The sequence below is a fragment of the Psychromonas sp. 14N.309.X.WAT.B.A12 genome, from assembly GCF_030397575.1.
Classification (GTDB): Bacteria; Pseudomonadota; Gammaproteobacteria; order Enterobacterales; family Psychromonadaceae; genus Psychromonas.
On sequence record NZ_JAPNXS010000008.1, the window covers coordinates 51,853 to 63,920 of the forward strand.

Genomic DNA, 12,068 nt, shown 5'->3' on the forward strand with positions numbered 1-12,068 from the left:
ATCCCCCTGAATTCGATTAAAGGACTGTAATTCACATTACAGTCCTTACAGATTAATGTTCTATACTGATATCAGTCTTGGGAATACAACTACAAGCTAACACATAACCGTCTTCTATCTCTTCTTTAAACATACCTTGGTTATTCAGTACTTTTACTTCACCTGATAGTAATTTAGTTTTACAGCGCCCACATTTACCACCACGGCAGGAAAAAGGAATATTAATACCAGCGGCTTCAGCTTGTTCTAATAATAAACCGTTATCGTTACCTGCCACTTTGATATCTGATTTTGAAAAATATATCTGAATGGCTTTATGGCTTAGTTTTTCTTCGCCTAACATGGAGGTGTATTGTGGAGGTTGTTGGGTTTCTAGTACTTGAACACTATCACCAGCGCAGATCACTCCTTCGTTAAGTGGGATTAAATTCTGCCCAAAATCAATATCACCATCATGGAAGCGGAAACCAGCCAGTGTCTTCAAAGGTTGTTCTAAGTCTGGCACACCGGTTAAAGGATCTACATTAGTAAAGTTACAGCGTGAACAAGGTTTACTGACTTCAAACTCAACTTCGCCAATTTTAATGCGTAACCAGGTATCTTCAATAAAAGCCGATTCTCCCTTAACAATAAGATTAGGACGGAAGTGCAGGGCTGTTACTGGCTTATTTAAATGAGTATTAAGCTCATCTACAGATGCTTGATTGATTAACAAAAGCGGATAACCATCAGCAAAGGAAACTTGATTGGTGCGGTTTTTAACACAGCGAGTGGTATTTTCTGAAAAATAAACCAGTTGGCAATCTTGCTTTAAGTAAGTTGAAAACCACTGATCATAATCAGGGTGGCAATGTTGAGCTTGCATATTATCAGCCCAAACCTCTACTTTTTGCATCTGCTCAGTGAAATGCTCTGGTTGAATATAAATACTGGGTTGCTTTGGTGCGCTCACTAACAACCCTTTTTTAGAAAATTCTATAGTAACCTGTGTCAATTGTGGGTGAGTACGACCAGTAATAAACTTGCCATCAAGATCTACTAACATATAACGCCTATCGTTAGTTAAGCCTTTTTCCTCAACAAATGTTTGAGGTAACTGAATACCTTTAGTGGACTTAATTGGATAAATATAGAGATCTGTTAAGCTTTGCACGCTCACTCCTTAAGTAGTTCGTTCTCGTAGGTAACCTGCATAATCAGGAATGCGTGTCGCGTAGACTTTATCGATATGATACGAATCCATAATAAAGTCGGCAGTGGCGATATTAGTTGCAATAGGAATATTCCATACTGCCGCTAAACGCAATAATGCTTTTACATCAGTATCATGAGGTACTGCATTCATTGGGTCCCAGAAAAAGATTAATAGGTCTAGGTTGCCTTCGGCTATTTTTGCACCTAGTTGTTGATCACCACCCATTGGACCAGATAATAAACATTGAATTGGCAAGCCAGTCTTTTTTTGTAATAAAACACCAGTGGTGCCTGTTGCATAAAGATCATGTTTTGTTAACTGATCTTTGCGTTTGTCAGCCCAGTTAATCAGTAGATCTTTCATGTGGTCGTGTGCAACTAACGCAATTTTTTTAGACTGCGATATGTCACGCGTAATATATTCCATAGTATTACCTTTTGATAAAAATTATGCAGAGTAGTGCTTATCACCAAACATCATTTTATACATTAGCCAAATTGCCAATATGAGTGTGATAGTAATAGACAGGAAGTTAGATCCTAGCTCTGGGTATAAGGCACCAGTAAAAGCGGCATAAGAGAAAATGCCAATAAAAAATGCAGCCCAAGCAGGGCGAATACTGGTTTCATTATTCGCTTCATGGATATATAAACGATAAAAGTGACTGATAGAGAAAAACAAAGTAACAAATGGAAAAAGAGAAAAAGTCACTTGTGAGATTGTTAAAATAGAGAAACAGGCGTTGGCCGATAAACCTATTAAAAAAGTATAAATTAACCATTTAACCGATATGTTGCTCTCTTGCATTTTATCACTCCTAGAATTTGGCTATCTGAAATCTAAAAATAGCATGAACCCATGCCTATTTCTTGTTTTTTATAACGATGGTGAGAGCTTAGCACCTGATCTTGAAGTTGTTCTAAAAATTTTACCCTACGCGCGAATTGTTGTAAGAATGTGTGACAAATGCTATCAAATTGTTAATATAACTTTTATTTCCTATTTGAGGTTGTCTAATGTCTACACCAAAAAGTCCAAAAGCCGCTACTGTAAATTATGATTATGATGCAATTGTTATTGGTACTGGCCCCGGCGGTGAAGGCTCTGCAATGAAGCTAGCAAAGGCGGGTAAACGTGTAGCTGTTGTTGAAAAATATAGAGATATTGGCGGTGGTTGTACTCATTGGGGAACCATACCTTCGAAAGCATTGCGACATAGTGTTACGCAATTGATTGAATTAAAAAATAACGCGTTATTTACTAATAACTACCCACAAAAGCATGCTTTTACCTTTGCCGATGTACTTCGCCATACTCAGCAAGTGATTGGTCAGCAAGTTAAGATGCGCAGTAGCTTTTATAATCGTAATAACTGTACATTACATTTTGGCGAAGCATCTTTTGTTGATAACCACTCCATCAAAGTTAAAAATCCAGATGGTTCTGTGGAAATCATTACTGCACAAGATATCATTATTGCTACTGGATCTAGGCCTTATCACCCTACTGATATTAATTTTGAAGCCGCCAATATTTATGATAGTGACACTATTTTGTCATTGGATTATCAGCCTAAAAATATTGTTATTTATGGTGCGGGTGTTATTGGTTGTGAATACGCTTCTATTTTTAGAGGCTTAAGTGTTAAAACTGATTTAATTAATACTCGAGATAGGTTGCTATCTTTTTTAGATGCCGAGATGTCCGATGCTTTGTCTTATCACTTTAGAAATTCAGGCATTATTCTTCGTCACGATGAAGAATATAAAAAAGTAGAAGCTACAGCAGAAGGAGTGGTTATTCACTTTAAGTCTGGTAAAAAAATGAAAGCAGATTGTTTACTCTATGCAAATGGTCGTACCGGTAATACTGACTTATTAAACCTTGAAGCAGTTGGCTTAACACCCGATGGGCGAGGCCAATTAGCGATTAACGAGCATTATCAAACCGCTGTGGATAACATCTATGCTGTTGGTGATGTAATTGGTTATCCAAGTTTAGCTAGTGCCGCTTATGATCAAGGACGTATTGCCGCCAACTTAATCATTACACGTGAAGGTAATAAAAAGCTAATTAAAGACATCCCAACGGGTATTTTTACTATTCCTGAGATCAGTTCAGTGGGTAAAACGGAACAAATGTTGACTCAACAAAAAGTCCCTTATGAAGTTGGTCGAGCGCAATTTAAGGATTTAGCACGTTCACAAATTCTTGGCTCTGACGTGGGTAGTTTGAAGATCTTATTTCATCGTGAAAGCAAAGAAATTTTAGGTATTCATTGCTTTGGCGAAAGAGCAGCGGAAATCATTCACATTGGACAGGCCATCATGGAGCAAGAAGGGGCAGGTAACACCATTGAATACTTTGTACGTACTACATTCAACTATCCAACCATGGCTGAGGCATACCGAGTGGCAGCTTTAAATGGTTTAAATAGATTATTTTAAGGTCAGTTTTGTAGGTGAATATGTGGGCAGTTTAGATGATGCTGCCCATTAAATTTATCGATAGTTCTTCATAACCCATAATAGAGCACTGATACAACGTGCTTCTTGAAAGTCATCTCTATTCAATAACTCATCTACTTTACTAATTGGCCACTTGATCACTTCTAATGGCTCAGGCTCGTCACCGACTAAGCGTTCTGAGTATAAATTTTTAGCCATAAATAAGGTCATTTCACTGCTAAAGTAACTCGGTGCCATCACCACTTTTCTTAACTCAGTAAACTCCTTTGCACCATAACCCACTTCTTCTTTAAGTTCTCTATTAGCTGCTTCCATAGGTGTTTCACCTGGGTCAATGAGACCTTTTGGAAAGCCTAATTCATAGCTATGAGTACCAGCAGCGTACTCACGAATTAAGAGAATAGTGTCTTCGTCATAAAAAGGAACCACTAATACAGCACCTTGTGTGCTACTTTTCATGCGTTCAAATTCCCGCTGTTCACCGTTACTGAATTTAAGTTGTAATGTTTCAATTTTAAAAAAACGACTGCATGCGGCAACACTCTTACTTAATATAGTTGGTAAAATTGGTGATGAATTACTCATAGCTGCCTCGTAATGTTAAATAAGTAGTGTTGATACATAACGTACCATTGAATGCCATGACTATTAATCAAAATAGTAAAAAGCTTACAACTATACATTGTAAGCTTTTCAGTTACTGTTAACGGTCGCTATTTAAAATAGCTCATCATCATAGATAGTCCCGCCTGTTTGCGAGTCTGAACTCCCATAAATAGGTTCTGGTACATAATCTGTTGGGATATGATCTGCTCTGAAGAACTCAAATAACGTTGATTCATCTGTTGCTGTGGATAATAACCCAGTAGCCGCATCGATTCGCACTGTTGAAATAGAGGCAGGACGTTCAGGTTTATACTCAGGTTTATCTTTCATTACCTTACTCATGAACATGTTCCATGCTGGTGATGCCGTTCTACCACCGAATTCCCCGCCTGCTACCTGGTTCCTGCCTAGATTATTATTGTAAGCTGCGCGACCTAGTTCTCGATTAAAGTCATCAAAACCTACCCAGGAAGTGGCTACCATGTTACCTACAAAACCAGAGAACCAAGCATCTTTTGAGTCATTAGTGGTACCTGTTTTACCGCCCATGTCTTGTCTACCGATTGCACGTGCTGCTCGCCAACCAGTACCATTCCAGTTAGTTTTATTTTTCCTATTACCGCCACCCCATACAGCCGTACGTAATAGCTCTCGAACTAAAAATGCAGTATCAGGAGAAATTGCTGATTCAGCTATTTGTGAGCGGCTTACAGGAGAGATTGCGCAGACTTCTGCATTATGGTCATTAACTGTTTTAGTCGCTAATGGATTAGCCGCGATTGCTGACGCTTGTGCTTGATATTCTTCAGCACATTTTGGACAAGCAATTTTAGGTTCTGCTTGATATAAAACAGTGCCGTATGCATCTTCAATGCGTTCAATAATATAAGGTTCTACTTTGTAACCGCCGTTAGCAATAATGGCGTAACCAGTTGCTAAATCGATAGGTGTCATTGATGCTGAACCTAAAGCAATCGAGTTACTTCTTGGCATATCATTTTCATTAAAACCAAATTTAGTCAGTTGGTCAATGACAGTGGTTAACCCTAAATCTTCAACTAAACGTACTGAGACAACATTTTTAGATTGTCCTAGTGCTTGGCGTAAGCGAATTGGCCCTGCATAGACTGCAGGAGAATTTTTGGGACGCCATGCTGCACTGCCACTCCATTGGTTAATCGGGGTATCATTAACCAAAGTTGCTAAGGTATAACCATTATCTAAAGCGGCTGAATAAATGAATGGTTTAATGTTAGAGCCTACTTGACGCTTTGCTTGTGTTGCACGATTAAACTTACTTTGCACAAAGCTATACCCACCAACTAATGAGGTAATGGCACCATCCTGTGGGTTTAAAGATACAAATGCAGAGCTAACCGCTGGGTATTGTGATAATTGTAGTTGTTTTGTTACTTTATTATCTTTAGTCACGTCAATTTGACGTACCCAGATCTGTTCACCTACTTTAACAATGTCGGCCGCTTTTTTCGGTGGCAAACCTTGTCTTGAATCGCTAATGAAAGATCGAGCCCAGCTTAATCCATCCCATTCAATGGTTGATTTTTGTTCTGCTTGACCTTTGATTAGTACTTCAATACTTTTGTCTTTTACTGCCATTACAACAGCGGGTTGTAACTTACCGAAGTTAGTTTCTTGAGCTAATGTCTTAGCAATCTTTTCTGTAGACCAAGCTGTTTCACCTTCTTCCCACAATACTTTTGTTGGACCACGGTAACCGTGTCGCATATCGTAGTTATGGGAGTTTTCAATAACAGCTTCATTTGCTGCTTGTTGTGCTTCCCTGGTAATAGTGGTGTAAACATTAAAGCCTTCGTTATAGCTTCTATCTTTGCCATACAGTTCAATCAGTTTATTACGTGCTATTTCTGCGACATAATGTGCTGATAATGTGATTTCTGCACCATGATAGCGACTCAACACCACCTCATTACGTGCATCTTCATATTCTTTTTGCGAAATATACCCTTCATCTAACATCCGCATTAATACAAGATTGCGTCGTTCTGTTGCATTTTCTACTGAATAGATAGGGTTTAAACGAGATGGGGCTTTAGGTAAGCCGGCTAGTACGGCCATTTCAGATAATGTTAAATCAGATACGTTTTTGCCGAAGTAAACTTGTGCTGCTGCGCCAACACCAAAAGAGCGATGTCCTAATGCAATCTTATTAAGATACAGCATTAATATTTCATCTTTTGTTAAAATCTGCTCTATCTGTATTGCGATAAATATTTCACGAACTTTACGAAGAATTGTCTTTTCATTGCTTAAAAAGAAGTTTCGTGCAACCTGTTGGGTGATCGTACTTGCTCCTTGTTTCGCACTACCTGACATGATGTAAACACTCGCTGCACGCAATATTCCGATTGGATCCATACCTACATGTTGGTAAAAACGACTATCTTCTGTTGCAATAAATGCATTTACTAGTTGATCTGGAATTTCTTTGCGTAATAATGGGATACGTCGCTTTTCACCAAATTGAGAAATGAGCTCTCCATCTTTACTTAATACTTTCATTGGTACTTGTAGAGGTATATCTTGGATACTAGTAACATCAGGTAGGTCAGACTTAAGTTGATAATAAATGACAAATACTGCGGCTACGCCAATAAAAGTCAATATAATAGCAACTAAAAAAAGTCTCTTGAGCCATTTCATCATATTTAAATAATTCCATCGGTATCGTGACTAAGTCACTTTTATGTTAGATATATAGGGTATGTAGTATATAGTGATAAATTATGAGTTAAAGAGCGAACTGTGACTTATCGGCTTGGAAGTTATCGAAATTAAACTTATTATCATCATACACTAATTTAAAAAATTATTTATTATAGCTATAGGTAGCAAGGAAATTATGTTTTTTGGATTGAAAAAATTAGGTTCTCGCAGCGTTATTGGCATTGATTTTGGGTCAAGTTCAATAAAAGCCATTGCGATCTCAAAAGGACAAGGAACGTATCGCGTTGACGGTATCGCTGAGGCACCAGTAGCAAAAGGATTGATCGTTGATAATCGCTTTGAAGAAGTGGATAAAATCACCGCTATTCTTAAACAAATTCGCCACAGCTTCCCTTCTAGTCTTAAAAATGTTGCGATTGCAGTCACTGGATCTGATGTCATTACTAAAGTCATGAAAATGAACGCTTCATTAGATGAACTAGACTTAGAATCTCGTGTTGAAATTGAAGTCGAGAATAGCATCCCTTTCCCATTGGATGAGATATTTATTGATTTTGAAGTGATGGGGCCTAGCGAAAATGATAAATCATTAAATGACATTTTAGTGAGTGCTGCTCGGAAAGAGCGAGTTTTGTCCCAAGCTCAATGTGTTGATAATAGTGGATTAAAAACAACGATTGTAGATATTGCCAGCCATGCTTTAGCACGGTCAGCAGAGGTGATTATGACCTCTGATGATTACAATCGAGGCGTTGCAGTAGTTGATATTGGTGCCTCGCAAATGATGCTGAATATTTTATATCAGGGGAATGTCATTTTTACCCGTAGTAAAAGTCACGGTGGAGGGCTTTGTAGTCAAATGCTCTCGGAGCGTTATGGCATGCCAATTCAAGAAGCTGAACAAGCTAAAATTAATGAGGACCTTCCTGTTGATGCCGAAGTCGATGTGATTACTCCTTTTGTTAATATGACTGTTAATCACTTACGCTTTGACTTACGCATGTTTACTAATGCACCTAATAATGTTGATGTGCAGAAGCTTATTCTGACAGGCGGTGGTGTGTTGATGAAACCTTTAGCAAAACAATTGCAAGAAGAGCTTGAATTTGAAGTAGAAATTGCCGACCCATCGCTGGCACTTGAATGTAAAAGCGAAGAAGAAAATAAATTATTAAAAGAATCTGGGGCTAAATATATGATGGCTCTCGGGTTAGCATTAAGAGGCGTTTCATAATGTCGAATATTAACTTACTGCCATGGCGCGAGAATTATAAAAAGCAGAAGAAAACAGCCTTCTTTATTATATTGGCTATTAGTGCCTTGGTGGCATTAGGTTTATCTTATGCTGGAAAAATGTATGTAGACTCCTTAATTAATGCACAAAATGAAAGGAATCAATATTTACAAACAGAGACTATCATTCTAGATCGTCGTATTGCTGAAATCAGTGATATTAAAAAACAAAAAGCTGAATTGGTTCGACGTATTAATTTAATTCAACAGCTTGAAGAGCAGCGAAATACGATTACAAGGTTTTTTAATACGTTACCTGAAGTAACTCCTCCAGGTGTTTATACAAACTCTATCACCTTTGATAAAGGAAAAGCAGATGTTAGAGGGTTATCTGATTCAACAGGACAAGTAAGTAATATGCTAAGAAATGTTGATAGTTCAGGTTGGTTAGGTGACGCTGCGCTACCTTCCATTGTGAGTGGGCCAACAGAGCCTATCAAGTTATATAATTTTTCGATGAACTTTATTGTTCTACCTGAAGATGAAGACGGGAAATAATCATGCATATTAATGATATGGATTTCGATAATGTAGGCAGTTGGCCTAAGTTGCATAAAACAGTGGTGATTGCCATTGTTTGTATTTTGTTGATTGGTGGTTTTTATTATTATGTTATTGAAGATCAGCTTAAGCAATTAGATAAAGTCGAAGCAAAAGAGTTAGCACTTAAAAATGAATTTAAAGTCAAAGCTGCATTATCTTCAAACCTTGAAGCATATCGAGAACAAATGACTGAAATTGAGGTAATATTAGCTGGATTAGTGAATAAATTACCAACCAAAAAAGAACTTGCTAGTTTATTAGATGATATTGGTTTTATTGGTGCAAATAACGGGTTGCAATTTAAAAGCCTTAACTGGGGTGTAAAAAAACAATTAGAGTTAGCAGAGGAAGTTCCAATAAGTATTAAAGTGGTAGGTACCTATGAGCAATTAGGTAAGTTTTCTGCAGACATCGCAGCTTTACCCCGTATTGTGATATTAGATAATTTACGATTAAAGCATAATGATGAAAATACCTTAATGCTTGATATTGTTGCAAAAACTTACCAATACAAAGGACATAAATAATGAAAAATTTATTACCTTTACCTCTGGTTTTTTTACTTTTTTCTTGTTCTGAGGCAAACCTCGAAGACTTGAATCAGTTTGTTGTTGATACGAAATCTAAAGTTTATCCTGTGAAAAATGAAGTGCCTACACTGAAAAAAATCGACACTCTTAACTTTACACAGGCAGATGGAAGGAATCCTTTTTCTCAACCTAAGCTTGAAGTCATTGCAGAAGTAAAGGATACTCCTAAAAGTTGCCCTCAACCAAATTTTGAACGTAAAAAACAGGCGCTTGAGATGTATTCATTAGGGCAAATGCAAATGCGTGGCACCTTACTTAAGGACGATCAATTATGGGCGTTAGTACAAATATCTGGTAGTGAAGTACATCGTGTTAAGCCAGGAAATTATTTAGGGTTAAATTACGGAAAAGTACTAAAAATAAATAAAGAACAAATTGATCTGTTGGAGCTCGCACCAGATAAAAATGGTTGTTGGGAAGAACGGCTTACACAGATTAAATTAGTCTCAAAATAAAGTTAATCAGGGATGAAACGGAAATCATGAAATTATTAAATATAAAGCAAATTGCGCTGTTGAGTATTAGTAGCCTTTTGCTCATTTTATCTCCTTTTGCAGTTGCCGAGTCGCAATTGGTTAAATTAAACGTTAATCCTCTTTCAGAAGGGAAGTTTGAATTAAAGTTTGAATTTAATGAAGCCATCAGCAGTTATACTGATAAATTAAATTATCGCCCAAATAAACTGGTTATTGATGTCGCGGACGCGAGCTCTTTGCTTGAGTTAAACCCTATTACCATTGATAAAAATGGTGTTAAAACCGTTGAAGCTGAACGTATGAGCGAAGGGTTACGTTTAACTATCAATATTGAAGAGCTAATGCCTTATTATGTTGCGGAGCAAGGTAAGAATTTAGTAGTCCGTTTCGGGGATACTCAACAAAAATCTGCTGCTACAGAATCTGAATCAGCGATTGCAGCTGCAATCATGCAAGAATCTGGTGATCAAACTGCACAAAATACATTAAGTGAAGCGGCTGAAAAAGCACGTAAAGCAGCATTAATTGAACGTCCTAAAGGCTATGTTAATACCATCGCAGATATCGATTTTAAACGCGGATCTGAAGGCCAAGGTAAATTATTTGTTTATCTAGATAACTCTAGCGTTGCTGTCGATATTAAACGTCGCGACCAACAGCTTATTGTAGAATTTCAAAGTACATTTATTCCTGATGATTTCTTATACATCATGGATGTGGTCGATTTTGCCACGACTGTGAATAAAATTGAGACCTTTCGTGAAGATGGTACAACGCGTTTTGTTTTCAACATCAAAGACGAATACAACTATCGCTACGATCAACTAGATACCTTATTCATGATTGAAGTGTCTAAGAAACCTGAAGATGAAGCTGATGCGCCATATGAAGGTAAGGCTATCTCGCTTAACTTCCAAGATATTCCTGTACGTACAGTGTTACAGTTAATTGCTGATTTTAATGGTTTTAACTTAGTTATTACTGACTCTGTAAGCGGTAATATTACATTGCGTTTAGATGATGTTCCATGGGAACAGGCATTAGATATTATCCTAAAAGTACGTGGTTTAGGTAAGCGTATGGATGGTAACGTATTAATGGTTGCTCCTGCATCCGAACTAGCAGCTTCTGAGCGTCAGCAATTAGAGTCTAACAATGAGGTTGCTGCGTTAGCTCCATTATATTCAGAGTTTATTCAAATTAATTACGCAAAAGCTGAAACTATCGCTGCATTATTATCTGGTCAGAGTGCAAGCTTACTTTCTGAACGCGGTAATGTAACAGTAGATACGCGAACTAATATTCTATTGATTAAAGATACTGCTGCGGTGATTGATTCTGTTAAAGAAATTATCGAAGTATTAGATGTTGCTGTTCGCCAAGTCGTTATTGAAGCGCGTATGGTTACTGTTAGTGATTCTGTTGCAGAAGACTTAGGGGTAAGTTGGGGGCTAGATACAGACTCTGCAAGTTCTGATTCAAGATTGAATACGCTAGATGTAAATCTACCAGTTGCTTCATCAGCGGGTACATTAGGCTTCCAAATCGCAACGTTAGCTAATGGTAATATTCTAGATTTAGAGTTATCAGCGTTAGAGCAAGAGAGTAAAGCGGAGATTATTGCGAGTCCTCGTATTACAACGCTTAACCAACAAACTGCTTATATTGAGCAAGGTACCGAAATTCCATATGTTGAATCTTCTTCATCAGGTGCAACGACGGTGAGCTTTGAAAAAGCAGTATTAAGCTTACAAGTAACACCACAGATAACGCCGGATAACAAATTGATCTTAGATTTAGTTATCACACAGGACTCTGTTGGTGAAACGGTAACAACTAGTGATGGTGAGTCAGTATCTATTGATACACAAGAGATACAAACTCAAGTGTTAGTTGATAATGGTGAAACCCTTGTTTTAGGTGGTATCTACCAACAACAAATCTCAGATACGATCAGTAAGGTGCCAGTCTTAGGTGACATTCCTTATTTAGGTTACTTTTTTAGAAACTCGGTTACTGACAATACAAAATCAGAGCTACTCATTTTTGTTACACCACGTATTGTGATGCAAACAAAATACTAAGTTAGATTTTTCTTAAGTTATTCAAAAAGCCTGAAGTTTATCTTCGGGCTTCTTTTTTTATGGCTTGCAATATATTGTTAACAATTGCGATAATAAGGCACTTCTCT

General features: G+C 37.5%; 11 protein-coding genes. 6 read left to right on the plus strand and 5 right to left on the minus strand.

Features of this window, described 5'->3' with window-relative positions:
• Positions 1–52 precede the first annotated feature (52 nt).
• From OW492_RS11590 to OW492_RS11600, 3 genes are read right to left on the minus strand one after another with little or no spacing between them, the layout of a single operon-like run.
• Positions 53–1,153 carry an MOSC N-terminal beta barrel domain-containing protein gene (locus tag OW492_RS11590; protein WP_290040113.1) on the minus strand — a complete coding sequence of 367 codons (1,101 nt, stop codon included), beginning with the start codon at positions 1,151–1,153 and terminating at the stop codon, positions 53–55.
• 9 nt (positions 1,154–1,162) lie between these two features.
• Positions 1,163–1,621: a methylglyoxal synthase gene (locus tag OW492_RS11595; protein WP_290040114.1), complete on the minus strand. Its 459-nt coding sequence runs from the start codon at positions 1,619–1,621 to the stop codon at positions 1,163–1,165.
• A 21-nt stretch (positions 1,622–1,642) separates the two neighbouring features.
• Positions 1,643–2,002: a YijD family membrane protein gene (locus OW492_RS11600; RefSeq protein ID WP_290040115.1), complete on the minus strand. Its 360-nt coding sequence runs from the start codon at positions 2,000–2,002 to the stop codon at positions 1,643–1,645.
• Positions 2,003–2,211: 209 nt separating this feature from the next.
• Between OW492_RS11600 and sthA the strand changes: the two genes are divergently transcribed.
• Complete coding sequence (gene sthA / locus OW492_RS11605; protein ID WP_290040116.1) at positions 2,212–3,642, plus strand: Si-specific NAD(P)(+) transhydrogenase; 1,431 nt, start codon at positions 2,212–2,214, stop codon at positions 3,640–3,642.
• A gap of 54 nt (positions 3,643–3,696) precedes the next feature.
• Here sthA and nudE read toward each other — a convergent pair whose 3' ends face one another.
• The gene (nudE, locus tag OW492_RS11610) at positions 3,697–4,248 is read right to left on the minus strand and encodes an ADP compounds hydrolase NudE (RefSeq protein ID WP_290040117.1); all 552 of its coding nucleotides are present in this window, start codon (positions 4,246–4,248) and stop codon (positions 3,697–3,699) included.
• Between the two features lie 132 nt (positions 4,249–4,380).
• The gene (locus OW492_RS11615) at positions 4,381–6,954 is read right to left on the minus strand and encodes a PBP1A family penicillin-binding protein (RefSeq protein ID WP_290040118.1); all 2,574 of its coding nucleotides are present in this window, start codon (positions 6,952–6,954) and stop codon (positions 4,381–4,383) included.
• A 196-nt stretch (positions 6,955–7,150) separates the two neighbouring features.
• Here OW492_RS11615 and pilM point away from each other — a divergent pair, with 196 nt between their 5' ends.
• Genes pilM through OW492_RS11640 form a run of 5 tightly spaced genes read left to right on the plus strand, consistent with a single transcriptional unit; the run spans position 7,151 to position 11,961 of the window.
• The gene (gene pilM, locus OW492_RS11620; RefSeq protein ID WP_290040119.1) at positions 7,151–8,209 is read left to right on the plus strand and encodes a type IV pilus assembly protein PilM; all 1,059 of its coding nucleotides are present in this window, start codon (positions 7,151–7,153) and stop codon (positions 8,207–8,209) included.
• Positions 8,209–8,766, plus strand: coding sequence for a PilN domain-containing protein (locus OW492_RS11625; protein ID WP_290040120.1), 558 nt, complete (start codon positions 8,209–8,211; stop codon positions 8,764–8,766). The genes pilM and OW492_RS11625 overlap by 1 nt, the downstream gene beginning before the upstream one ends.
• A gap of 2 nt (positions 8,767–8,768) precedes the next feature.
• On the plus strand, positions 8,769–9,338 hold the full coding sequence (locus OW492_RS11630) for a type 4a pilus biogenesis protein PilO (protein ID WP_290040121.1): 570 nt from the start codon (positions 8,769–8,771) through the stop codon (positions 9,336–9,338).
• Entirely contained in the window at positions 9,338–9,856 is a 519-nt protein-coding gene (locus OW492_RS11635) for a pilus assembly protein PilP (RefSeq protein WP_290040122.1), read from the plus strand. The genes OW492_RS11630 and OW492_RS11635 overlap by 1 nt, the downstream gene beginning before the upstream one ends.
• Positions 9,857–9,882: 26 nt before the next feature.
• The gene (locus tag OW492_RS11640) at positions 9,883–11,961 is read left to right on the plus strand and encodes a type IV pilus secretin PilQ family protein (protein ID WP_290040123.1); all 2,079 of its coding nucleotides are present in this window, start codon (positions 9,883–9,885) and stop codon (positions 11,959–11,961) included.
• Positions 11,962–12,068 lie beyond the last annotated feature (107 nt).

Excerpts from the sequence above, each read along its gene's own strand:
- OW492_RS11595 (WP_290040114.1), bottom strand. The coding sequence starts at position 1,621 with ATGGAATATATTACGCGTGACATATCGCAGTCTAAAAAAATTGCGTTA.
- OW492_RS11600 (WP_290040115.1), bottom strand. The coding sequence starts at position 2,002 with ATGCAAGAGAGCAACATATCGGTTAAATGGTTAATTTATACTTTTTTA.
- sthA (WP_290040116.1), top strand. The coding sequence starts at position 2,212 with ATGTCTACACCAAAAAGTCCAAAAGCCGCTACTGTAAATTATGATTAT.
- nudE (WP_290040117.1), bottom strand. The coding sequence starts at position 4,248 with ATGAGTAATTCATCACCAATTTTACCAACTATATTAAGTAAGAGTGTT.
- OW492_RS11615 (WP_290040118.1), bottom strand. The coding sequence starts at position 6,954 with ATGATGAAATGGCTCAAGAGACTTTTTTTAGTTGCTATTATATTGACT.
- pilM (WP_290040119.1), top strand. The coding sequence starts at position 7,151 with ATGTTTTTTGGATTGAAAAAATTAGGTTCTCGCAGCGTTATTGGCATT.
- OW492_RS11625 (WP_290040120.1), top strand. The coding sequence starts at position 8,209 with ATGTCGAATATTAACTTACTGCCATGGCGCGAGAATTATAAAAAGCAG.
- OW492_RS11630 (WP_290040121.1), top strand. The coding sequence starts at position 8,769 with ATGCATATTAATGATATGGATTTCGATAATGTAGGCAGTTGGCCTAAG.
- OW492_RS11635 (WP_290040122.1), top strand. The coding sequence starts at position 9,338 with ATGAAAAATTTATTACCTTTACCTCTGGTTTTTTTACTTTTTTCTTGT.
- OW492_RS11640 (WP_290040123.1), top strand. The coding sequence starts at position 9,883 with ATGAAATTATTAAATATAAAGCAAATTGCGCTGTTGAGTATTAGTAGC.